The 24,005-nt window shown below is 46.9% G+C and carries 15 protein-coding genes; 2 read left to right on the forward strand and 13 right to left on the reverse strand.

Going from position 1 to position 24,005, the window contains the following annotated elements; all coding sequences use genetic code 11:
* Nucleotide 1 precedes the first annotated feature (1 nt).
* The 10 genes from AC5JBY_RS18645 to AC5JBY_RS18690 all read right to left on the reverse strand — a co-directional run bounded on the left by AC5JBY_RS18645 (nucleotide 2) and on the right by AC5JBY_RS18690 (nucleotide 14,768).
* Nucleotides 2-1,441: a S41 family peptidase gene (locus AC5JBY_RS18645; protein ID WP_495906149.1), complete on the reverse strand. Its 1,440-nt coding sequence runs from the start codon at nucleotides 1,439-1,441 to the stop codon at nucleotides 2-4.
* 212 nt (nucleotides 1,442-1,653) lie between these two features.
* Nucleotides 1,654-3,105: a T9SS type A sorting domain-containing protein gene (locus AC5JBY_RS18650; RefSeq protein ID WP_495906150.1), complete on the reverse strand. Its 1,452-nt coding sequence runs from the start codon at nucleotides 3,103-3,105 to the stop codon at nucleotides 1,654-1,656.
* Nucleotides 3,106-3,263: 158 nt separating this feature from the next.
* A complete protein-coding gene (locus AC5JBY_RS18655; RefSeq protein ID WP_495906151.1) occupies nucleotides 3,264-4,676 on the reverse strand; it encodes a beta-helix domain-containing protein in 1,413 nt (470 codons plus the stop codon).
* A 99-nt stretch (nucleotides 4,677-4,775) separates the two neighbouring features.
* A complete protein-coding gene (gene porV, locus AC5JBY_RS18660) occupies nucleotides 4,776-5,891 on the reverse strand; it encodes a type IX secretion system outer membrane channel protein PorV (RefSeq protein ID WP_495906152.1) in 1,116 nt (371 codons plus the stop codon).
* 36 nt (nucleotides 5,892-5,927) lie between these two features.
* Nucleotides 5,928-8,615: an MBG domain-containing protein gene (locus tag AC5JBY_RS18665; RefSeq protein ID WP_495906153.1), complete on the reverse strand. Its 2,688-nt coding sequence runs from the start codon at nucleotides 8,613-8,615 to the stop codon at nucleotides 5,928-5,930.
* Nucleotides 8,616-8,636: 21 nt separating this feature from the next.
* On the reverse strand, nucleotides 8,637-9,374 hold the full coding sequence (locus tag AC5JBY_RS18670) for a hypothetical protein (RefSeq protein WP_495906154.1): 738 nt from the start codon (nucleotides 9,372-9,374) through the stop codon (nucleotides 8,637-8,639).
* Between the two features lie 41 nt (nucleotides 9,375-9,415).
* Nucleotides 9,416-12,532, reverse strand: coding sequence for a TonB-dependent receptor (locus tag AC5JBY_RS18675; RefSeq protein ID WP_495906155.1), 3,117 nt, complete (start codon nucleotides 12,530-12,532; stop codon nucleotides 9,416-9,418).
* Nucleotides 12,533-12,652: 120 nt separating this feature from the next.
* The gene (locus tag AC5JBY_RS18680) at nucleotides 12,653-13,603 is read right to left on the reverse strand and encodes a FecR family protein (protein ID WP_495906156.1); all 951 of its coding nucleotides are present in this window, start codon (nucleotides 13,601-13,603) and stop codon (nucleotides 12,653-12,655) included.
* Nucleotides 13,604-13,692: 89 nt separating this feature from the next.
* Entirely contained in the window at nucleotides 13,693-14,277 is a 585-nt protein-coding gene (locus tag AC5JBY_RS18685; protein ID WP_495906157.1) for a sigma-70 family RNA polymerase sigma factor, read from the reverse strand.
* A 212-nt stretch (nucleotides 14,278-14,489) separates the two neighbouring features.
* A complete protein-coding gene (locus tag AC5JBY_RS18690; RefSeq protein WP_495906158.1) occupies nucleotides 14,490-14,768 on the reverse strand; it encodes a hypothetical protein in 279 nt (92 codons plus the stop codon).
* A gap of 76 nt (nucleotides 14,769-14,844) precedes the next feature.
* Here AC5JBY_RS18690 and AC5JBY_RS18695 point away from each other — a divergent pair, with 76 nt between their 5' ends.
* A complete protein-coding gene (locus tag AC5JBY_RS18695) occupies nucleotides 14,845-15,657 on the forward strand; it encodes a DUF6597 domain-containing transcriptional factor (RefSeq protein ID WP_495906159.1) in 813 nt (270 codons plus the stop codon).
* Nucleotides 15,658-15,791: 134 nt separating this feature from the next.
* On the opposite strand, the gene AC5JBY_RS18700 is transcribed toward AC5JBY_RS18695, so the two are convergent.
* Together AC5JBY_RS18700 and AC5JBY_RS18705 are read right to left on the reverse strand one after the other, a co-directional pair.
* Nucleotides 15,792-18,155: an ABC transporter permease gene (locus AC5JBY_RS18700; RefSeq protein WP_495906160.1), complete on the reverse strand. Its 2,364-nt coding sequence runs from the start codon at nucleotides 18,153-18,155 to the stop codon at nucleotides 15,792-15,794.
* A gap of 118 nt (nucleotides 18,156-18,273) precedes the next feature.
* On the reverse strand, nucleotides 18,274-21,483 hold the full coding sequence (locus tag AC5JBY_RS18705) for a golvesin C-terminal-like domain-containing protein (protein WP_495906161.1): 3,210 nt from the start codon (nucleotides 21,481-21,483) through the stop codon (nucleotides 18,274-18,276).
* Nucleotides 21,484-21,827: 344 nt separating this feature from the next.
* Here AC5JBY_RS18705 and AC5JBY_RS18710 point away from each other — a divergent pair, with 344 nt between their 5' ends.
* A complete protein-coding gene (locus AC5JBY_RS18710) occupies nucleotides 21,828-23,447 on the forward strand; it encodes a Na+/H+ antiporter (RefSeq protein ID WP_495906162.1) in 1,620 nt (539 codons plus the stop codon).
* Between the two features lie 5 nt (nucleotides 23,448-23,452).
* Here AC5JBY_RS18710 and AC5JBY_RS18715 read toward each other — a convergent pair whose 3' ends face one another.
* A complete protein-coding gene (locus tag AC5JBY_RS18715; protein WP_495906163.1) occupies nucleotides 23,453-23,842 on the reverse strand; it encodes a carboxypeptidase-like regulatory domain-containing protein in 390 nt (129 codons plus the stop codon).
* Nucleotides 23,843-24,005 lie beyond the last annotated feature (163 nt).

The raw sequence follows: 24,005 nt of genomic DNA on the forward strand, positions 1-24,005 counted from the left end.
CTCAAGGCAGTTTTTGCACTTCAATGCCTCGTTCTGTAGCGCCTGTGCTTTGGTATTGTTCTTTTACATCCCGAAAGGGAAATACTTTATTGCGCAAGGGTGTAATACCGACAATGGTACTTCCATAGATCAACTCCAATGCTTTGTCTACAGACTGATCGCCGGGGAAACCCATTGGCTGCAAGGGTAAGCTACTGAACTCATTCACTTCATGATCGGGTAGCAATCCGCTGTTGTATCCGCCTTTATCGTTCGCGTCAAAGATCTTATAAATGGTAGGCATCAACACCCACTCTACTTTGCGCGGATTGTTTTTGTCTTCGATACGGAATGACGCTTCATCTTTACCTTTTGTTTTGGTGCCAATGCGTATTACCTGCATATAGGGTTTCAGGTTATTGCACAATATCTCTGCCGCCGACACGGTGGCACCAGAGGTAAGTATAAACACTCTTTGCAAACCAGGATTGCGGGACTGCAGGTCCTGCATATTCTTACCGGGGCTACTGGCGGAAAAAGCAATGGTTTGGCGAAATGTTTGTTTCACCGTGCCACCAAAACGGTTGCCCTTAAAAGTAACATATACCTGATCGGGGTTAAAAGAAGGAATCAGCATGGCCGCCAGCTTGGCCGAGGACGCTACGCTGCCACCGGGATTGAAACGGAGGTCAAGTATCAATTCTGCAATGCCGGCATTTTTAAACTTCTGCATAGCATCGAGCAGCTGAAAATCCAACGACTCGTTACACTCAAAATAGGCAAGATAGCCGGTGCGGGTGCCATTCTTATCAAAGACGTGCGTGGCATATACGCTTTTGGAAGAGATGCTTCCACTGGCAATAGCTACCTGAGCAGAGTCGACCAGTGCCGTGCCATTATTATTGAGTGTTGCAAGCTGCAGCAATACCGGCTGCCTGGCACTCAACATGCTAATAATATCGCTCATATTGGCAGTGGTGATATTTGTATTATTGACCCTGGTGAAAAACATGGACCTTTGCAGGTGTGCTTTATCTGCTTCGCCGCCCGGAATGATGAGCGTAACCACACCCACCAGTTGCTGTGCATCGAATGGATGCCCGATCAGTGAATAATAAAATCCAAAGATATCAGGTGTTGAACCAGCGGGACCAATGCTCCGGCGGTTACTGATCCAGGAAAAACGGTCTTCGGGGGACAGCAACTGTTCAAAAAACTCCTGGGTGGGTAAAGTATAGTCAGGCTTACCCGTTAGCTGGTCGCTCCAGTAATAATAGCGCTTCAGGCTATCGTATACCCATTTGTTACTGATGCCCGGTTCATCCGTAGGTTCAAAGGGCAGGGTTTTCTTGCTGCAAAAGAGGTTTTGCGCAGTTACTATCACCAATAAAATGATATACAGCCATTTGACTTTTCTGTAATCACGAAAGCCGGGACGAAGTTTTCCAAACAGGGTTATCATACAACAGGCCGTTTTAAGAAATTTTTATTTTTCTGTTACTTTTTGATAAGTAATTTTGTCCTGGAATTAAACAATTACAAAACATTAGGGTGACCGTTCGCGGTTGCCCTTTTGTCTTATAGCTCCAGGCTGTCATGTATAAGCGACAATTACCTGTGAAGCTGCCTCCACAGGTAATTGAGTAAATGCATAGGACAAATTACTTATGCGGTTTATTTCTTAATAAACAACTTGCTTTGGCGTTGTCCGTTTACCTGGTAGATCACAAAATAATTACCAGCTACCAACTGCTTAACGCTCACTTTCGTTTGCACAGCCCCTTCGGCTACATTCTGGTTCATCAGTTGTCTTCCGTCAACACCGATCACTTGCAGAGAAGCACCTTTTTCCGCTTGCGGGTGTTGTACCAGCAGTTGATCAGCTACGGGGTTGGGGAAAATACCCAGCTTGATGACACCATCTACTTTTAACACATCGCTCACCAGCTTGCCTTCTTTGCTGCTGGTAGTTACGCGGTAGTAAGCAGGTGCTTCTGTGCGGCTGTCCTGCAGCTCATACAAGTCTTTCTGACCAGCTTTCTTAACAGTGCGGAGTGCAGCAAAAGTTTTACCACCATCAACAGATTTTTCAATTACAAACTCCTGCGCATCCTGGTCGGTAGTATTCCACTGCAGGGTGATCAGGTCATCGGTAGTTTGTTCTGTAGACAACCACAGGCTGATACCCAACAATCTTGCGCCATCGATCACCAATACACTGGCGAGGCCGCCGGTTGGATTTTTGGTATCGATCACGGTGTTGTTTACAGAAGGCCACTTGTCGATAACGATAAAGGGGAAGTGGGGTACAAAAACAATGGGGTAATAAGACTTTTTAAAATCACCATCCAGTGCAAATCGGTCAATGCGCCTGATACCATTGGGTAGTACGTTGGGAATGATTGTTCCCCAGGCATTGTTGATAGCATTTACACTGTCGGCATAGAAAGGTGCATAACCTGCCGCCACATTATTGTTGCTACCGTCGCTTTCAAGAAAAGTACCAGCAACGGGCCTGCCTTGTGACAGGGGATTGTCGTACAGGAACACAAATTGTTTGGGAATAGCACCGGTAACAGGTGTTGCACGTACTGCTGTACCGCTGAGGGTATCGGCAGTAGTACCAAAGTTGATCACGCGCACAGGGTTGGGAGCAGTAATCAAGGTAGTAGGCACTATATCACCTGCGCCATTATTCAGTACAAGGCGGAAGTAAACATTGTTACCCGGTTTGAAGGTAGTGGAGACACTGGGCTCACCAATAAACCAACCCGTATAGGAGCCAGCAGTATCGGTGGTGAATTCGCCATAACGTCCGGGAGTTCCTAATGAAGCGGAGGTTACGCGTATGAAATTACCGGTATCTTTTACCAGGATATAACCACCTTCTCCAATGCTGACAGGGTTGGCAGGATCGAGCAGGAAGCGATTAAAATAGCGATAGGTTGCATTGGGCAAAAGACCGTTTACGGTGAGGCGGCAGGCAAAGGGTACCCTGCGCTCGTCGGCAAATACAAAAGAACCTACACCTTGCATGTATTTAGGGAAATATACCTCGGAGATTGACTGGGCAAACGACATGGTCGAAGCCAGCAACAGGAATACTATGAATATTTTTGATTTCATAATTTAGTTTCTTTTAGTAATGAAAGTCCATGGAACCGGTTGCTAAAAGGGTAGAATTGTTGAATCAGTGTGCAGTTTTAATGATACCAGGCATCCGGCAATACGGATGCCTGGTATGTTAAGAAAATACCTGTTTCACATTACCTGCGTGCAGGCTTTTAAGGATTGAGCGTAGTTATTTTAGCCCAGCCGTACATCCAGTTGCTTCCGGTACCAGATGCAAATGCACCACGGTAAGTGATACCAGTTGTAGTCCATACTGCAGCACCAGGAGCACCGGTGAAGTTGGCAGTACCGATCAGTGGAGAACCAGTTACCGGCCTGAAATCGTTGTCACTTGCATTAAACGGATCATCCAGCAATATTGTGCTATTTGGATTGGCTCCGGTAAACTCTGTGCAGGTAGCTAAAGGAATAGCAGGAGGAACAGGTAAATGAGAATCGGTATAACCGTGGAAGACAGAATACTTGATTTCCGCATTGTCATTAATAGAAGGAGTTGACTGCAAACGAAGGCCAGTGGGGAAACCGAAGAAAACAGAGTTATAGACTGTATAACCTGAGTTCACACGGAATAAAGCACCATTCAATAAACCTTTGGCAGTAGCACTGTCGGCCCTGTTAACACCCACTACCGTCATATTGGAAATGTAAGGGTGTGTTCTTGGCGTGATAGGCAAGCCACCTGAAGTGGCACCAGCGGCATCATTGTTAGACTCGATACCATTGGGGTTGGCTGAGTAACGGGAAGTATCGTTTGACAGTACAGATACTGCAAACTGAATAGACCCTGTATAACCAAAATCAAAGTCGAAAGCATCATCATCAGGTTCGAAAGCGATCAGGTGTTTGGCATTTACTGTGCCACCAAAAAATTCGAAAGCGTCATCGTTACCTCTGTATACTTCGATAAAATCAAGTACGGTATTGCTACCTACACCACCCAGGGTCAAGCCATTCAGCTCATTGTCCTGAGCAATAGAAGCACCGGCATACTCAATGCGCACATAGGTCAATACGCCAGAATTGTCGTTAGCAGTATTTCCACCGTAAGAGATATCCACGCCGACAGGAACTGAAGGTGTATTGATACCTTCGATGATCGTTGTAGTAGGCTGGTTGGTAGGAGCAGCGCCCAACAGCACTACACCACCCCAGTCACCAGGCTGAGGATTAGCTGCATCAGAAGTGAAAATGATGGGGCAGGTTTGTGAACCACGGGCATCCAGCTTAGCGCCTTTGGTGATCACCAATGCAGAAGCATTAGCAGGGTTGGCATATTTCACGCCTTTCAATACAGTTCCCTCAGGAATGGTCAAAGTAGCATTATTGCTAACGAATACTTTACCATCGATGCGGTAAACGATATTACAATCCAACTGTGTGTTGGAAGTAATTACACCACTGAGGGTTTGGGTACCTATGCTATCACAAGCCTCGCAGCTGGGAATACGCTCGCTGGCTGAAGTGGCACGGGCATCGAATTTGTTGTCGAAGCTTCTTTTACAAGCAACGATAGATACTGCGGCTACAGCTATTACTGCTGCGCCAAGAAAAATCTTCTTTTTCATAGATGATAAGAAATTTGGAATTAAACAATTAAAAAACAATACAATTACAAAAAATATGAAACAGGTAATTTCTTATGGCTTAATGGTCAAATGGCGTTATTATTTCCAGTCGAAAACTATTCCGAATCGCACCGTGTTGGTTAAAGGATTTCTATTGATCTTATCTCCTGTAGGCACGAGGTAGGAGAAGTTAACTGTTGCAAAGCTGAAATGAATGCCAGCGCCTGCTGTAATATTCTGCCAGTTTCCGCCAGCATATGTTTTGCTATTGTAGCCGAGCCGCAGGTGCAACTGTTCATTATAGGTATACTCCATGCCAAATCCAAACTGCCATGCTTTGTTGCCGAAGGAGTCGAACCAGCTTCCAACAACTCCCTGATCGCGGTATTCTTTCATACCTTCCGTATTATCGGGCAATTCTGGTACCAACAACTTGTTTATATCTGCTGCAAACGTCATCTTATTGTTATCATCCCACACTTCCGTATAGGCAGCGCCGATACCAAGATTGGCAGGTATAAAATCTTTTTCATCTGCATTGTCGGCGTAGCTGATCTTGCCACCCAGATTAGACAAAGAGAGGCCGGCTGTCCATCCTGCACGTTTATCATTCAATCCATTGTAGTAAAAGGAAAGATCGCCTGCCACAGTATTGCCGGCCTTGTAACTAATGCCATTCATATTACCTGTAGATAAATTGGAATGTATATAACGTAATGCTGCTGCTATGCCAAACTTATCCGACAGTCTGCGGCTATACCCAAAGTCAATCGCCATTTCGCGGGGATTATTCGTCTGCAGCTTATTACCATTATAATCCACGAGATCAAGATCGCCTAAGCTAAAGTAACGCAGCGAGGCAGACAATGCCTGGTTTTCATCCAGCTTGTAGTAACCAGCCAACGTAGCCAGGTATACATCTTCTGCAATGTCTTTCAGCCAAGGTGTATAAGTGGCACTCAGTCCTGCCTTACCAGTTGCAAAAGGCACTTTGGCAAGATTATAGAAACTGCTATTGGCATCCGGAGACAATGCAATGCCCACATCTCCCATGCCACCACTACGTGCATCCGGCGATATACGAAGAAAAGGTACCGCCGTGGTATTAATATTGATCGTTTTATTGCTGCCGCCATCCTGCGCCAGCAGTGTTCCATTGATCATTAAGATCAGGAGAACAAAAATACTATTCCGGGCTATATGTAACTGTTGCATGTATGAGAATTTAAAATGAAATCTTTGCTGTTGTTTTTATCGTATTGAAACTTTTGACTTGAGTGTAAAACCAGCACCATTTACCCGTATATGGTATACACCGGCCGTAATATTTCCTATGGGTAAATGATATGTATTATTTCCCTGAGCCAGGGTTACATTCAACTGCAAGAGCCTGGTACCGTACTGGTCAAACAACTGGATGCTGGCTTTGCCACTTTCTACAGCATGAATATTGACCCGCAATTGGCCCGGACTGCTGACGTACGTACTCAGGTTATCCTGGCTGGCGCCCTGTGCAGGTAATATGCTAAACGTGCCGGCCACCTGGGCAATATTGTAATTATTGGATGTGGCACCGGAAACGTTCAACGTGTAGCGTCCTGCCAACGAACCTGTCGTAGCAGTGGTGGTTATAACAGGCGGTGTTGTAAGGCGGCTCACATTGTCGCCATTCACAAATCCTGTATAGAGCAATTCAAAAACAGGATTTGCCTGTCCTTCCAGCTTAATCGTGTCTTTTGCACGAATCACCAGGTTCACCTTTTGTACAGTAAATGTTCTTATTACATTAGGCGCAGGGGCATTGGATGCGTCGCCGGGTTGTGAAGCAGTGATATCGGTAGTACCGGCACCTACAATGTGTATCATGGTATCATTTACGATCGTAGCTACATTGGTGTTACTGCTGACGTAGCGCACTTTCAACGTAGAGCTGGCAGTAGCACCAGGCCGTACATCTGCATCTCCATAATTTCTAACTGGCAATGCATCAAAAGTAATCGTTTGAGCAGGCAGCGGCGTAACGGTAAGGGTTCCCGCCACATAAGTAATGTTATAATTGGCAGCAACTGCTCCTGAAACATTGATCGGATAGTCGCCTACAGGCGATGCCGTAGTAGCAGTAGTGCTGATTACTGGTTGTGTAGTAAATACCGTACTTGTTTCATTTTTTACAAAGCCGGTATAGGTAATTGTCAGCGCAGGATTGGGCTGTCCTACAAGTCTTGTTTGATTGTTGGCCTTGATGGTAAGCGGCGCCTTGTTAACCGTAAGCACCTGGGGCACATCTATTGCTGCTTCATAGTTGGCATCGCCGGGGTGAGCAGCTGTGATGGTAGTAGTACCTACCCCATTTATCTGGATAAAGCCATTGACTACGGTAGCAACTGCGGGATCACTGCTGTTATATTGGATCGTTAAGTTAGAGGAGATGGTGGCGCCGGTAGCAAAATTGGCATCGCCGTATGTTTTTACCGGTAATGTGCCGAAAGTAATGGTTTGCGCTTGTTTAGAAGCAGTAACGGTTAACACACCGTCTACAAAAGAAATGTTGTAGTTGGCTGCTGCAGCGCCACCGGGCGTAATAGGATAAGTTCCCGGAATCGATATTTGCGTGGCAGTAGTGGTAACAGTGAGCGGAGCAGTAAACACTGATTCATTTTCCCCGTTTACAAATCCGGTGTAGGTAACAGCAAAATTAGTTGGCACCGGGTCTCCTTGTACTTTCGCTGCATTGTTGGCAGTGATCGTAAGGCTGGCTTTGTTAACGGTGAGCGTTTGAGGCACTGAGGGTGCAGCCTGATAATCGACATTACCAGCCTGATCGGCTGTAATATCGACAGTACCAGCTCCCACAATATGTACCTTACCATTTACGATGGTAGCTACAGCGTGGTTATTGCTGGAATAAGTGACTGTGAGGTTGGAGCTGGCTGTGGCGCCCGGATCGAAATCCGCCTCACCATATATTTTGGCAGTTAAAGCATTAAAAGTGATCGTTTGCGCCTGTTGTACGGGAGGACCGAGATCTATGACGCCACCATCCAATACAAGCACCGTGGTCAATCCGCCAGTTGCGTTGGCTGTTGCGAGGGTACCTCCCCCACTCTGTGCCCAAGTTCCATCTGCAGACGTCTTGAAGCCTACCTGAGATGCATCCGATAGTGCATATTGTACGATCCGCCTGACGCCACCGGCAAGGTTATTAGGAATTATAGTGCCCCAGTTCTTATCTTTTTCATTTACATCGTTGGCATAAAAGGGAGCATAAAAAGCAGCCGTCGTATTGGCTGTTCCATCTGCTTCCACAAATGTGCCGGTAATGGGCCGGCCAGTACCGGCCGTATTATCATACAGCATTACAAAGTTCTTAGCGACGCCCTGGGCTGCAGCAGTGCTCCTTAAGGCAGTTCCATCAGCAGCAGTGGCTCCAAAGTTGACCGTTGTTATCGGCGTGTTACAAGTCACAAATTTGTCGATCACTGTTCCATCATTTCCATCGTTGAGCGTAAGACGAACATATACCTGATTGCCTGGCGCAAACATGGTAGCCGTGTTGGGCTCAGCGGCGAACCAGCCGGTGTAAGAACCGGATGCATCTGTAGTGAAAGTACCAAACCGGCCGGCAATCGTGAATCCCGGAGCAGTGGTACGAATAAAGGCGCCGGATTGTGTTACAATAATAAACCCGCCCTCACCGGCCAGTGAAGTGTTGGCAGGATCATTAATAAATTTATTATAATAGCGGTAGGTTTTATTCGCGGCAAGTCCTCCAACGGTAAGCCGGCAAACAAAGGGCACCCGTCTTTCCTGTGTTGTACTTAATGCACCAACGCCCTGCATGTATTGGGGCAGGAATACATCGGTGGCTGTTTGGGCAAATGAAACATAAGAAAACAATAAACCTGCAAACAGCGTAAAGAAGAATTTTGCGTATCGCATTGTATTGAATGATTATAATGTTTAGTAAAGCTTCTCTCCATCCAGGTTGGCAGGCAAACCGCCACTGATCGACACCCGGAAAATATAATTGGTAAAATCGGGGTTCATGTTATCAAACTGGAAAGCGAAGATCTGCGCCATCAGTTTTCGGGCAGGGTCTGTTGTATACAGGTTTGCCCGTGCTTTATTGGCAGATGTCCTTGCCTGGAAGAATTTAGAAAACTGTCCTTTTCTTAGCACGAAGCTGTCGGTAGGCTCATATCTACCATCATTATTGGGTGAGTTCTCTACTACTACCAGCAGGGAGTCTGGCAAGGATGCTAATGTGTAATTGATCGAAACTTTTCCATAACCGGCAGGTGCAGGTGTTTCATTTGCCGGGGGTCCCATCAGCTTCATCGGAGCACCAGCCGCTGCCTGATAAAAAGTGATCCGGTTGATAAATCCCAGTTTGTAAGTAATCAGGGTATCTGCCACGACCGTGTTGCGGTAATAGTCAAACAACCGGAACCTGTGCCGGGGGTTGAGGTAACGGACCGAAAAGGGAACATCATCGTAGGCCGGCGCCACTATTTCATTGGCCAATACGGATTCATCGGCCGTTATCTTCAGCAAAAAAGAGTCGACACTCAGCACCTTTACACGCAACCCTGTAAATACAGGTTCATCTATCGGTTGCTCATTCTTCGAACAGCCCTGTAATGCATACAGGACGATTAACAACAAGACAGTATAAATAAAGTGTAACTTAATTTTCATATTACTCAAATTAAACTGGAAGTAATTTTTATCCTTACCATTTACAGGCGCCAGGTGAGGCTCATACTAATGTTGGCGCCTTTTTTCACTTTATAGTTGATCCGGTCCAGCTCTTCATTGTAGCCATCTCCTTTCGGGTCATTATTGGCTCCATAGGGGGTAGACGCTCCATCCCGGGAGTCACTATTGGAATAAATAATGACGGGTTGATTGAGTATATCTGCCAAGTTTACTTTCAACTCTAATTTTTGCTTCATGAGTCTTGTACTTAGTTGGAGGTCTACTACATCCCGGGGATTCTCCCACTGGATCAGGAAAGGAATGGTACCGCCATTCACGATCCTGCGGCCAATGCGATTGTAACCGATATTGAAGCCCCATGTTTTGCTTTGGTAATTAAGGCCTGCATTGACGATGTAAGGTGACAATCCCTGGATAGGTCTTTTTTCGTTGGCGATATAATTCGTATCCTTTTCGGTAACCGGGCTCTTCGTAACAATGTATTTGATCTCTCCTTCGAGGTGTGTGTAGTTGCCGCTGATGTAGAAGCGCTGCAACCATTGGCTACCGGGGTCAATAAAGGATAAGGATTTACGTATATCGATCTCGAACCCTGTGGCAGTAGCCTTGTACAGGTTTTGATATTCTACGCGGTTGGAAGTGGTTTGGATATGATAGAATCGTTCTACCGGATTGGAAAAATCCTTGTGAAAAAAGGATGCAGACAGAATCTCGTCGCCGGAAGGGTAATACTCAAAACGAACATCATAATTGTCGATACGCGAGATCTGTAATCCTTTTTGTCCGATCACCTCTGCCAGCTCTGTAAAATCATAATAAACATAGGGCGAACGTTCTACGAAATCAGGGCGTGCCAGGGTTTTACTGAACGCCAGCCTCAGATTTATTTTGTTGGTCAGGCTATATATAATGTTCACAGAAGGCAGCAGGTCTTTCTCATGATAGGAGCTGTCTGAAAAAAAAGGTAACGCCGTATTGTAATCGTAATAAACCGTAGACAAATTCATTACATTGCTTTCATACCTGAGGCCGCCGGTTAAACGTAACTGCTTTACAGGTTTCAGATCGAGCATTACATAGCCTGCCTGTAAAGTTTGGGTGCCGGTATACCTATCGCCGAGACTTTCGGCCCTTGTAGAAGTAGGATGATAGGTCAGACTGCCATTGGCAAATGCTTCCGGAACAACAATTTTGTAATAAGGCGATCCCTGCAAACCAAGCGTGTACCCTGCTGTACCAATGATCCTGAAATTGGCAGCATCGAAATCAGCTTTACGTTGGGACCAGGCATATCCTGCTTTTATCAATTGTTTTTCTCCCAGTACATTAAATGGCAAGGAGATATTGGCGCCAGCATTTTTCCTGTCTTCTTCCAGTAAAGAAGAATACATGCCTCCCAACAGCAACAACAGATCACTGAAGTTATAAGAGTATTTGCCTTCGGTATCGGCCCCTGCTTCCTGCCTCGCGGTGATGAATCTTGTATCAGGCTGGTCACGCTGCATCCTGATATAATCTCCAAACCAATCGGCTTTTAATCCGCCCTGGGTGAGCTTATGTTCTCCTTCGAGCCGTGATTGGCACAACCGGCTGTCGAGTGTTACCTCTCCGGTGCGTCGTGCGTCCCAACCCTGAGAAGTGTAGTAACCAGTTCTCCAATCCAGTTGGTTGCTATAACGTTTATTGTATAGATTTTTAAAAGAAATCCGATGATTGGCGGTCTTGAAGGCCGTATTGAACAAAGCACCAATGGTAGTATTGTAACGATAGCGCTCACTGTCGAACTGGTATTGATTGATAATACCTGCCTCTCCTTTTTCCACCAATTGCTCATTGAGATAAGTGAGCGCGGCTACGAAACCAAGGGAGCTTTTATTGAAGCGCTTATTCAGCCCGCCTGTCAATTGATAATTCTGTTGGGGCTGGTAGGCATAGCGGTGGAACTGCCACCGGTTGGGAATTTGTGCCCCGACAGCATTAATAGCAGCTGCATTGCCATCATTGCGGTAATGATAGTACTGCACGGGATCCATTACTCTCCCATCACCAAAATATTTACGGTTCTCATCTACTTTCCCCAGAAAGGCATTGTTATCCCGCTTGTAAGAAACCAAGTCCTGGTTCATACTGGCCGTGTTGAAGCCGGTTCCCAGCGTTACGCTTAAAAAGTTCTCTACCGGTACATCCTTTGTGGTTATCTGGACCAAGCCACCGGTAAATTCACCGGGCAGATCGGGCGTAGCGGTTTTATTGACTATGATATTATCTACCAGCTGGCTCGGAACGATGTCAAAACTGAAGTTCCTCCTGTTGGGCTCTGTACTGGGCAAAGAAGCGCCATTGATCAGTACATTGTTGTACCGGTCGCTGACGCCACGGATGGTTACGAATTTATCATTCTGTACAGTGATGCCACTGACACGTTTTAATACCTGTCCGGTATTGTTGTCGGGCGTTACCCTGATCTGTTCGGCACTGATACCATTGGTCATGCTGGCATTGTTCTTCTGGGTCATTAGTAGTGCTTTCACCGACTCGCGGCGGGCGCCGCCGGTCACTACCACCGTTTGTAATTGCCTGGAATCCGCCTGATCAAGCACTACGCTCAAGTCGGTCACCTCACCTTCCCGCACAATGACATCAGTTATCTGTTTGGTAGTATATCCAATAAAAGACACTTGCAAAGTATAGGTACCGGGTGGCAGTGATACCACATAATCACCCGATACCGAAGAAGTAATCCCTTTTTCTACACCCTGTACGGTAATGCTAACGCCGGGCATTACTTCATTTTTTTCGTTACGGATCACCCCCGTTACCCGACCGGGCTTTACACCCGTTGCCGCCGGGACGGCAACGGGTACAGACACTTTAACAGCAATAACTTTTCCAGCTACCTGGTAAACAAGATTGGCCTGTATGCCTAACGCTTCCAGAGCCTTACCCAATGTAATGTTCTCATAACTAAAGGCAGGGATTGTAATTCTTTCTAACTGGGTTTGTGCATAGGAAAAATCATAAGAGCTTTGGCGGTCCAGCTCCTGTAAGACTTTTAAAGCGGTGGTGTTTCTGAGTTTAACGGATATTTTTTCAGTAAGACCGCCCAATTGAGCATGGGCAAAAAAACTACATAGCAAAATTAATTGGGTACAGCACAGCCATCGCATAACAACGCGGCCGCGTAAACGGTTAGTTGAGGTCATATCAATCATCCTTGAATTTTATATTACATTTCCGGAAAACAGCTTCGTGTAAAATCACTTAGTGATCATCACTCTTCCTTCTTTGGTTGTAAAGGTTAGCCCATGCACAAACAGCATATTATGCAGGGTCGATTGCCAGTCGTTCACGGTAAAAGTGCCCGTGATACGTTTATTGTTTAAAAGGTGTTTGTCGTAATTAATTGACAGATGATACCTGTCGCCAATACGCTCAACGGCTTCTTCAAGAGGCACTTCATTAAAAACCAATGCGCCGCTGGTCCACGCATTGATGTTATTAACGGCCATAGGCATCAATTGCCAATCCTTCGTTTGCCTGGAATAACGCATTGTTTGGTTGGGGGCCAGTACAGCAGCCACTGCTCTTGCTTTATCTTCCAGCGCTACTTTACCATGTACCAGTGATACCCTGATCTCGGACTCATGCACGTAAGCCTCGATATTGAAAGCTGTACCCAGTACACGGGTATGGATATTGCCTGTTTCAACAATGAAAGGCCTGGTGGCATCTTTCGCTACTTCAAAAAAACCTTCACCCGATAGTTTCACAAACCGTTGTGTATGGTTGTACTGCTTATGGTCAAACTCCAGTCTTGAATGTCTGTTGAGCCACACCACTGTACCATCGGGCATAGTTACTTTGCGGACCACATTCCGATCGTTCTCAATGATCGATAAGGCAGCAACAGCTTGTTGTGCAGAAGCACTCTGCTTACGGTTGAGGTACCACAACAGCATACCTGCGCCAACCGTTAATACGATAGCAGCAGCAGCGGCATACTTCCGCAACAACCCATGCCTTTTTATTGGCACAACAGGAGCACCTTTAAGCTCCTGCATGAGCTGTCGATGCATACGGGATTTAACAGATTCGAGCCATTCGGCTTGCAAGTCCTCTTCTACATCATTGAAGCCGGCAGTGGCGATCCACTTTTTAAACAGGTCGATCTCTTCCTGTGTACAGTCGCCGTTCTTAAGGCGCTGCATAAATGCTTCAATTGATTGTCTGGAGGGCTGCATGTAGTAGTAGTAACACAGCGAAAAAAAAGTACCAGACGAATTATATTACCAAAATGTTAAGGAAAGAACATAAAGAGTTGCATATATACCCGCTTAAAGGCTACCCGTAAACGCTTGGAGGCGAGATGTAGCTGGTTCTTAACCGTTTGCTTCGACAATAACAGATCGCCTGCTATTTCATCGATGGATTGTTCCCTGTATACATTACGGATAAAAATATCCCGCATCTTGCCGGGCATACCGGTAATAGCGGAAGAGAAAGCCTGATCGATATTATTCCACCGCTGCTTTTCTTCTTCATTGATATGGTATTCGTTGGCCGGCGTTTGCTGGGCAAGGAAAGCTTCGAAGCTTTTGTAATGTTTTTCCTGTAATCCTTTAGAACGGAAATAATTAAACACTTTATGGTAGAGGGCTGCTATGAGATAGGACCGGATGGAGTCTTCCGGTGGCAGGGAATGAAAGTTTTTCCAGATATCTGCGAAAAGGTCGTGTACAATATCATAAGCATCTTCTGAGGAACCTGTTTTTTTGCAAGCCAATCTGAACAGAAGTTCCCAATAAGTATGATACAGCTTATTAAAAGCTGCTTCTTTTTCATCATGGATAGGTAGCTGGTGGTTCATAACCTGGTACCGCAAAAGTATAAGGTTATTTCCCGAATTGATTGTTTTCAGTTGTTATCAAAATATGAAGTGGAAACTTTTAGTGCCGGATTGTTGACTAACGTCAAGGGTGCCGATCGGTGCCGGGATGAAAGGTGTTCTGCAGGTGATCGTAACCGCTTGGAACAAATAAAAAAAGCCATCAGAAGAGGGTGCTCCTGATGGCTTTAAAATAGCAAAGCTGCAAGTTAGCTGGCGTGGTTGTTTATGCGCAAATGTCTTGAGGTGCTGATATATACACCAAGTGTCAGAACGGTCAACATAGCTGTTCCAACACTGGATAAAAACATCAGCTGCTTACTTTCGAGGTAACCGAAAACGGCCCAGCAAAGTGTAGCAGGCAGGAGGAGTACCAGTAATCCGATGGAAAGATGGCGGGCTTTTCTTCCTTTGTAGAGGCGTACCAATTGGGAAAACAACAGCGCACAAACGAGTGAATTGGCGAAAATGGCAACGAGGGTGTCCATAGTTATTGATTTTAGGGGTATAGGTTATGACAACGTAATTGAGTAACTTCATCCCAGGCAGCAGCCTTTCACAGCCATGAAATACGAACAAATACCACCGCCAGCGCACCTGAAGGAGTTTGTCCGCGGCTTCTGGACACTCGAAGCGCCTTCCGATAGCAAGGCACCTCAATCATTCCGCACATTTGCCGACGGCTGTCCGGGCCTCATCTTTCACCAGGTAGCGCAAGGTTCTTTTTACCAGAACGATAAGCAACTACCTGATCTTTTCTTATATGGGCAGGCTACCACCCATGCTAAGATCCATTCTACCGGGCCGCTCACAGCTGTAGGTATCTTTCTTCGTCCCAATGCACTGAAAGCTGTTTTCGGGCTCAATGCCGGCATACTCACCGATACCTGTATGGATGCGAGCACCCTGATCATAAAAGGGAATACATCATTTACAGAACAATTGCAGAATACATCATCCATGCCGGGCAAAATAGAATTGCTCTCTGGCTGGTTGAATGCGCAGGCGCAAAAGCATCAGAACCGGAAAAATGACATGATGCAATACGCCATTTCTGTCATAGCAAGGTCTAAGGGAAATGTAGCTTTGAAAGGGTTACAGACTGAATTACAACTATCCGAAAGAAGCTTTGAACGTAAATTCAAAGAATATATTGGAATTTCTCCTAAACTATTTTCAAGAATATGTCGGTTTCAGGCGTCCTTACAGCAACTGAGGAACAATGACTACGGAAAACTATCTGATATTGCTTTCGAGAACGATTATGCCGACCAGTCTCACTTCATACGCGCCTTTAAAGAGTTTGCAGGCGTCTCACCATTCCAGTATCAAAAAGAATCTGCCGAAATTATTGACAACTTAGCCACTGTTCTATAAATGATCAAATAAGCATATTTATTGTTGCTGTGCATAAAAAGAACCCCGGGGTCAACCCGTGGTTCTTTTTATGTGAGCCTATGTATAGCCATGTTGAATGAGGCTTCGACAAGCTCAGCCTGACAATGATATTATTACTCCGTCCTAAGGCTCTTCACGGGGTTTGCCAATGCAGCCCTGATTGCCTGGTAGCTCACTGTGGCCAGCGCAATCATAACAGACAGTAAACCTGCCATACCAAACACCCACCACTGAATGGAAATCCTGTAGGGATAATCTTTGAGCCAGGTGTGCATGGCCCACCAGGCCACTGGTGAAGCGAGTGCGAAAGCGATCAACACCAGTTTCAGGAAGTCTTTTGAAAGCAGCGTGGCCAATCCTGTCACTGAAGCGCCCAGCACCTTACGCACGCCAATCTCTTTCACCCGGCTTTCTGCCATATAGATCGCCAGACCAAACAGGCCAAGGCAGGAAATAAAGATCGTGAGCCCGGCAAACAAGCCCGCCAGGGTGGCGATACGCTTCTCATCTTCAAACTTCCGGGCATATTCCTCATCCACAAACTGGTACTCGAAAGGGTATTCGGGGTTGAACTTCCTGAAAATGTTCTCTGCCGTTTTCAGGTTCTTCTCCGTTGAGTTATCGCCATTGAACCGCATCAGGATCACGTTGAACCAGGCTTTGCCGCCGGCAATCAACATCGGCCGTGTAGGCTGATAAGGATCGGTGAGGATAAAATCCTTGATCACACCCACGATATGCCACTCAGTGCCATTATCCTTTACAATCTTACCGATGGGGTCTTTGAACTTCATCACTTTCAGCGACGACTCATTGATGATCATACCTGTCGAATCGGTAGGAAACTTCTTCAGGTCGAAGTCACGGCCCTGCACAAACTGCAGCCCCGCCGTTTTGCCCAAGCCCTGATCAGCATTGTACCGGTAGAAGTCGGTCTTATCGTTAGGGTCCTTGCCCTCCCACTCCTGGCCCCAGCCATCGCTCCAGCTTTCTGTAATGGGCGCACTCGTCTTGGTAACAGAAGTGGCCACTCCTGTGCTAACGAGTTCATTTCTGATCAGCTCAAAATGCTTCTCGATATCTCCTGTGAAAATATGGTATACCAGGTTGTCCTTGTTGTAGCCTGTCTGGCGGCTGCGGGCGTAATCGATCTGTTGCTTGACAATGATCGTACAAATGATCAGCACAATGGCGAAGGTGAATTGCAGCACCACCAGCACTTTGCGCGGCGTCACTACAGACTGGGCTTTCTTGAAAGTGCCTTTCAATACTTTTACCGGCTTAAACGAAGAAAGGAAGAAGGCAGGATAGCTGCCAGCCAGCAGACCAGTGAACAATATAAACCCAAGCCCTATCAGCCAAAACCAGGGGTTGGTATAAGGCACATATAATCTTTTATCAGTAAGGGTATTGAAGCCCCCCAGGCTACATTGCACAACAATGATGGCAAAGAAACCCGCGATGAGCGCCAGTAATACCGACTCGCTGATGAACTGACCTATCAATGAGAACCTTTGCGCTCCTACTACTTTACGGATACCCACTTCTTTGGCACGTTTCTCACTGCGGGCGGTACTCAGGTTCATGAAATTGATACAGGCGATGAGCAGGATGAAAGCTGCCACGATACCAAACAGCTTTACGAATGTGATGCGACCACCGCCGTCTTCCACGCCGTTGGTGAAGCTGGAATACAGCCTCCACTTTTTCATGGGATATAAGAACATTTCCCACTTGGGTTCATCCTTGGCGTAGCGTTGTTTCATCACTTTTACTTTGGGCGCTACTGAAGCCAGCGTAGCATTGGGCTTCAGCAATACATAGGTGCGGGTACTGTTATTACCCCAATGTGTATCATCATTGCCTATAAAACGATTGTAGGCCCAGGGCAGCAGGTATTCGAAATTGAAGCGTGTGTTATTGGGCAGGTCTTTCAAAATGCCTGTGACGGTAAAGTTTTCTTTATTGTCGATCTTAATGACCTTGCCCATGGGGTCTTCCTTGCCAAACAGTTTATTCGCCAACTTCTCCGTAAGCACAATGGAGTGCATGTCTTTCAATACCAGCGCAGGATTGCCTTTCAACAGTGGGAAAGTGAACACCTGCAGGAAGTTGGAGTCCACCATATTGCCCCGTATCTTAATCTTCTTATCGCCTATGGTGAACAGGAAACTGCTGGTCCAGTTTACCCGCACGGCACTCTCTACCTCGGGCAGGTCTTTTTCCAATGTTCTGGCCAATACTTTGGGCGTGGTATTCCAGCAATTCAATTCACCGCTAAACTCGGCCTTGTTCCAGGCTTCATAAATACGGTCTTTCTTTTCATGAAACTGCTCATAGCTCACCTCGTTCTGTATCCACAACAAGATGAGGATGGCACTGGCCATGCCTACGACCAGACCTGCAATATTGATGGCTGAAAATCCTTTACTGCGCAGTAAGTTGCGCCAGGCTATTTTGAAAAAGCTTTTAAACATAAGCGCTGGTTAACAGATTTATGTAGTAGAGACGCCCGGGAAAAACAAATGTTACAGCCTGTCGCAACATTTATTACATTTTAATAAAAAGGCTATTGCGTCCCTACCCTTCTGCCAGCTATTGAAGCATTATTTTAAACGTTTGAACATTTTCTCCATCCGGGTAAACAGACAGCCAATAAACGCCTTTACTTAATCCGTTGACAGGCACCTTCACTTCCCCGCCACCAGTTGCTGCGTGGCTTGACCGGAACAACACTTGCCCCTGTGCATTGGCCAGCTGGAGCCGGAAAGCACCGGCATGATTTACCCGCATGCGGATGGTTGATACAGCAGGATTCTCCAACACATAGAACATACGCGCGGGTGTGTTCCGGATGATCACAATATTGGAAAGTGTTTCATACAGATTCACATCTACGCCCTTGATCCGATATTGGGCCATGGGCAACACATCATGATCGATCCAGGAATACGTGTGTCCCGCAGCTACAGAACCCTGCGCTTTTACCGGTCTGCCCACCGGCGTGAAATGAACGCCATCCACACTGCGTTCTATGATAAAATGATCAGTATTTATTTCGGATTGGGTTGTCCACTGCAACCTGTTTGCGCCAGACTCTGCGCGACCGGTAAGCATAAACCCATGCACCGGCAGTGTTGTACTACCGGACAGGTAATTGGCCGACTGACAGAATAAATTGTTCCTGACTGTTTCGTCTGTAATGGCTTCGATGGGAAAGCCGAGGTACAGTACCCTGAAGTTGGCTCCTTTGTAGCCAATGCCTGCACCACCGCCCGTTCCACCACTGTAGTTCAACACAATCTCTGAACCTCCATTCACATTGATCACATCGGGGAAATCGACATTGTAATAACCATTCACGCCATTACCAAACACGCCATTACCTCCATTCAACAAAGCAGGCGTGCCCGTGAAATTATAGGTGGCTGCGCCATCACTTACATATAGTGCTTTAAGGTAATTATTGTAAAAGCTAAGGTCTGCATTGGCAGATGCGGCCCTGCCCAGGTCCCAGCCGATCTCCGCACCCGATATCAGCAGACGGCCGCCACCATCGAGGTAATTCTTCAGCAAGAGCTTTTCTGCAGCATCCAGCGTTCTATCGGCCGTACTCTCTTCTCCTACGAACCAATCGACAGCAAAGTAATCAGCAAGGTTCACGCTGCCTGCTGCCACCGCTTCATTCTGTACTCCATCAAAAGCCAGATTGCAACTTGCGAGGCCAGTGCCATGCTCCACCATGTAATGATAGTTGTTCATCTTATCCAGCATCATCCTGCGCACATTGCCCAACACAGCCCCTTCATTCTTCAGCAACATAGCAGAAGCATCCAGCCTGTCGAAGCCATCTACCACCAAGAACTTCACCGTTTCGCCTGGTAAAGGAATACGCGCAGCTACCACACCTGAAGCGAATGACTCGCCACCGGCATTCACTCCCGTTATTTTGAAGAAATAAGTATTGCCAGCTGTGCCGCTAAAAGAATAATCCGTCGTCAATACTTCTGTCGGATTATCATAACCACGGCCATTTTCGCTTACATATACGCGATAACTGGTGGCTGCATGACCAAAGATGCCACCGGTAACCGGCGCCGTCCAGTTGAGCATGATCTGCCCACCGCCGATATTCTTTGCACGTACACCTGTAGGTTGCTCGGGCAGGAACACCAGCGGAATGCCATCGCGGTAATTGAAGAACTTTACAATGCCTTTATAAATAGCCCTTGCCGCCATGCGGCGAAACTCAGGCGCCCGCAGGTCGGTAGCATCGGCCGCAAGGTCATGAAACGCCAGTTCGATCAGTGTGCCCGGGATCGTACGCAGCTCCCGCAGCTCGCCAAAGTTGGCTTCTTTTACGCCACGGTCGGTCCAGGTGCTGCGCCATCCTGCGCGCAGGTCGGCAATGATCTGGCGGTGAATGCTATCGCGCAACTCTGTGCTGCCGGGCGTAATAGTTGGCTGTGAAGCGCCCAACCCATTGTAACGATACGTCTCCGTACCCGTGCCGCCACCCGCATTGGTATGGAAAGCTACATATACTGCATTGTTGATCTCAGTGGGTGTTCCCTTCGACAATTCCCACTCTGTATAGATTGGACGCACCGTCACATCTTCGCGGCATACCGGGTGCCCCTGGAAGCGTGCATATTGACGGGCCGCTTCTTCAAAGCGAGGCTTGCCACTGGCAGCACCACCGGTAGCACAATCGGGCTCGATGCCAACACCACCACCCAAACGCACGGCATCGGCCACCACTGCCTGTCCAAAATCTGCCGATTGATTGCTGATGACTACTTTGTTGTTACCACCGGCAAAAAAGTAATACTGGCCCAGGTAAATCCAGGTATCGCCATGTACTTCCTGGTTCACCGTATAAGTAGCAGTACCTCCTCCATGAAAAATAGTATACTTCACATCAGCTGCACGGTTCACACCACTGATGAAGCGCACAGAGACCCAATAATATCCGCTTACCGTAACAGACGGCGTAAAAATGGCCGCAGCAGATTCTGTAACATCGGCCGAACTGGTTCGATATGTACCATTATAACCGGCGATAGTGCCATTGGCCCAGGTGCCTGTTTCTGTATAACCGGGCGCGCCCTGGTCATTGTCTACAATAATCTCTTCCGGATTCACATCCCGCTCGCGCACACTCCATACACTGCCGCCGGCATTCATCAGATAATGTTGCAGGTAATAATCTACCGTTTCAGCTGTAGTAAAATCCTCCACCACCTGGTTGGTGGTGCCACGCTGCGTGGTGTAGCCGCTGCCGGTATTTTGCCAGCCATGCCCCGGGCTTAACCAAACGGATTTTCCGGACAGTGCCCCTGTGACACCCGGAATACCGCCGCCAGGAAATACCCTGCTGTTGGACGAGCGAGCCTGCCCCACTTTTTCCGGATACGCATCATGGTTCTTCACTGGTATGAACTTCGATACCGCTGGCTGATCGACAAAATAATCCAGGGATTGCCACCTGCCAGAAGCTGCATCTCTGGCAAGCAGCACGACGTTATTGGTATTTGTTTCGGTAGTAAGATGAACCAACAGCTCTGTTAATAATTCAGATTCGGTTTCAGACAAGACGCCTTTCCGCAGCGTGCTGCCCGTATTAAAATAAACCTGCAACAGACCGGCCTGCGTAGCAACACTGTCTGCTCTTAGCGATAGATTGATTTCCTGACCGATCAAATGATTGATGCGTGCCACAAGACTCGTATCACGCTGTGCAAAGGAAGAAGTTCCCAGCAGGCACAAGGATGCCACCAGGAGCGATGCGACTATTTTTCTCATGAAGCTACTGTTAGTTGGTCCATAAACTTACAGAAAACACGCATGCAGAAAGTAGCCGTATTGTGCGGTTACACCATGCATTTATAATTAAATAAATACGGTTATGTGGCATTCGGGAAGCATCCGGCAAAATTATATATTGGTCGCACAGGCTTAACAAACGAAACATTCTCAACGCCTTCCTTTACCCGGCGTATACCAACTGAAAGTGGTGCGGTTTTCTGCCGGGCGGATGGACGCAAACACCAAAAATGTCAATAAAAAAGCTCATATTTTTTTAAACACCATCCGACAACTTCAATACTTCGTTATTTTTACCCTGAATAAACAAAGCTACCTGCGTAATGCACCATACATTCATCGCCTATATCATCCTGGTCCTCGTTATCATGTTGCTGGTCATGTTGGCGCAAAAGATCAAAGTATCTTATCCTATCCTGCTGGTAGTAGCCGGATTGGCCATCAGCTTTATTCCCGGATTGCCGCCCATCGAAATAGATCCCGAGCTCATATTCGTCATATTCCTGCCGCCACTGCTATATGAAGCGGCGTGGAAAACCTCGTGGAAAGAGCTCTGGCGCTGGCGGCGGGTGATTGGCAGCTTTGCTTTTCTCATCGTGCTCCTTACCTCCTGCGTGGTAGCTGTATTTTCCAATTGGCTTATTCCGGGCTTTACGCTGGCGCTGGGTTTTCTGCTGGGAGGTATCATCTCCCCGCCTGATGCGGTGTCTGCCGCATCCGTGATGCAGACTGTGAAAGTCCCCAGGAGATTACTTTCTATTGTTGAGGGCGAAAGCCTGCTCAATGATGCGGCCAGCCTTATTGTATTCCGGTTTGCACTTATAGCAGTCGGCACCGGTAACTTCGTATTCCGGGATGCAGCCATCAACTTCCTACTCGTTATCGTCATGGGTATCCTCATCGGCGTACTCATAGCACTGGTATTTTATGCTTTGCACCGCTGGTTGCCCACCACCCCGCCCATCAACATTGTACTCTCCTTCCTTGCGCCCTATACCATGTACATCGTGGCGGAAGAATTTCATTTTTCCGGCGTACTGGCCGTAGTGAGTGGTGGCCTTTTCCTGTCGATACGCAGTCACCAGTTCCTCGACCACCGCAGCCGCATACAGGGTTGGAATGTGTGGGAAACGATCAGCTTTGTTTTGAACGGACTGGTATTTATGCTTATCGGTCTTGAGCTGCCCGTGGTGATCAAAGACCTTGGTGGTGTAAGTCTGGGCACTGCCATTGGTTATGGATTGGCGATCTCAGCATTGATTATCGTGTTGCGTATACTCTGTACACTGGGCGCATCCGTATTCACCGTGTGGGTAAGTCAATACATTACTACCGCCGACAATAGACCAGGCTGGAAAGGGCCATTGGTGCTGGGCTGGGCAGGCATGCGGGGCGTAGTATCGCTGGCAGCTGCCTTGTCGATACCCGTGTACCTCGATAATGGCGCTCACTTCCCGGAGCGTAACCTCATACTCTTCATCACCTTCTCGGTGATCCTCGTGACACTGGTATTGCAAGGGCTTACACTGCCTTTGCTGATCAAATGGCTGAAACTGGAAGACCCCGATGCAACGATACCAGAAGAACAACAGGATGCTGCTGTGAGAAAGAAGATGTCGCAGGCGGCACTACTGTTGTTGAAGCAACAACATGCAGAAAAGCTGCAAACCAATAAACTCTTGCAAAGCCTCGAGCACCGGCTCGAAGCAGAAGTGACGATGCTGCAGACAATGACGCAGACAACTACGTTGCCCGAGGAGACGGCCACTTTTTACCCGCACTTCCGGCTGGTGTACCTTGAAATACTGAATGCACAAAGGCAACTATTACACCACCTGAATACGAAGAAAGAAGTGGATGATGCGATCATTCGTAAATACCTGTCGCTGCTGGATATTGAAGAGGAGAAACTGTATGTACAGTATAATCATGCGGGGCACTGATCATACTATCGCTTCATGCGGTCATCGAGCGATAAAAAAATGTCTGGAGTCAGTTGTACATCATAAACAGTTGCTGAAGTAAGAGGAACAGCTTGTGGTTGATATCCTATAAATGTAAAGAGCAATACCAATTCGCTGTCTTCAGGAACATATAACCAAAAATGTCCCAGGTTATCTGTCATTGTTCCCTGGGTAGTTCCTAATACCAATACATTTACACCAGGAATCCGGGAATTATCCCATATATCACTTACAGTTCCGGCGATAGTCTTGTTTACTTGATTGGAAGGTGTTGTTGAGGGGATTTCTTCTTTGGCCTCCTTTTCAGCAGTAGCAGATTGGGCAAAAACGGTTGCAGAAAAGACAACCAATAGCAAGGTTAGAAAATATTTCATACAATAAGGTTTTAGGATACCTAATTTACCCTATTGCTTACAGGTAGCCAAATAAACTTCGTATACAGGTTAACCGCTATACAAAAGAGCTTAAACAATAAGGCGAGTCGTTTGGAAAAACAACTCGCCCTTGTACAGAATCTTTTGGACGTGATCAGGAAAA

The organism is Paraflavitalea sp. (assembly GCF_059502485.1).

Bases quoted from the DNA above. Each gene is read 5' to 3' on its own strand.
- AC5JBY_RS18700 (WP_495906160.1), bottom strand. From the start codon at position 18,155: ATGTTTAAAAGCTTTTTCAAAATAGCCTGGCGCAACTTACTGCGCAGT.
- AC5JBY_RS18715 (WP_495906163.1), bottom strand. From the start codon at position 23,842: ATGAAATATTTTCTAACCTTGCTATTGGTTGTCTTTTCTGCAACCGTT.
- AC5JBY_RS18665 (WP_495906153.1), bottom strand. From the start codon at position 8,615: ATGCGATACGCAAAATTCTTCTTTACGCTGTTTGCAGGTTTATTGTTT.
- AC5JBY_RS18670 (WP_495906154.1), bottom strand. From the start codon at position 9,374: ATGAAAATTAAGTTACACTTTATTTATACTGTCTTGTTGTTAATCGTC.
- AC5JBY_RS18680 (WP_495906156.1), bottom strand. From the start codon at position 13,603: ATGCAGCGCCTTAAGAACGGCGACTGTACACAGGAAGAGATCGACCTG.
- AC5JBY_RS18690 (WP_495906158.1), bottom strand. From the start codon at position 14,768: ATGGACACCCTCGTTGCCATTTTCGCCAATTCACTCGTTTGTGCGCTG.
- AC5JBY_RS18695 (WP_495906159.1), top strand. From the start codon at position 14,845: ATGAAATACGAACAAATACCACCGCCAGCGCACCTGAAGGAGTTTGTC.
- AC5JBY_RS18655 (WP_495906151.1), bottom strand. From the start codon at position 4,676: ATGAAAAAGAAGATTTTTCTTGGCGCAGCAGTAATAGCTGTAGCCGCA.
- AC5JBY_RS18650 (WP_495906150.1), bottom strand. From the start codon at position 3,105: ATGAAATCAAAAATATTCATAGTATTCCTGTTGCTGGCTTCGACCATG.
- AC5JBY_RS18645 (WP_495906149.1), bottom strand. From the start codon at position 1,441: ATGATAACCCTGTTTGGAAAACTTCGTCCCGGCTTTCGTGATTACAGA.
- AC5JBY_RS18710 (WP_495906162.1), top strand. From the start codon at position 21,828: ATGCACCATACATTCATCGCCTATATCATCCTGGTCCTCGTTATCATG.
- porV (WP_495906152.1), bottom strand. From the start codon at position 5,891: ATGCAACAGTTACATATAGCCCGGAATAGTATTTTTGTTCTCCTGATC.
- AC5JBY_RS18705 (WP_495906161.1), bottom strand. From the start codon at position 21,483: ATGAGAAAAATAGTCGCATCGCTCCTGGTGGCATCCTTGTGCCTGCTG.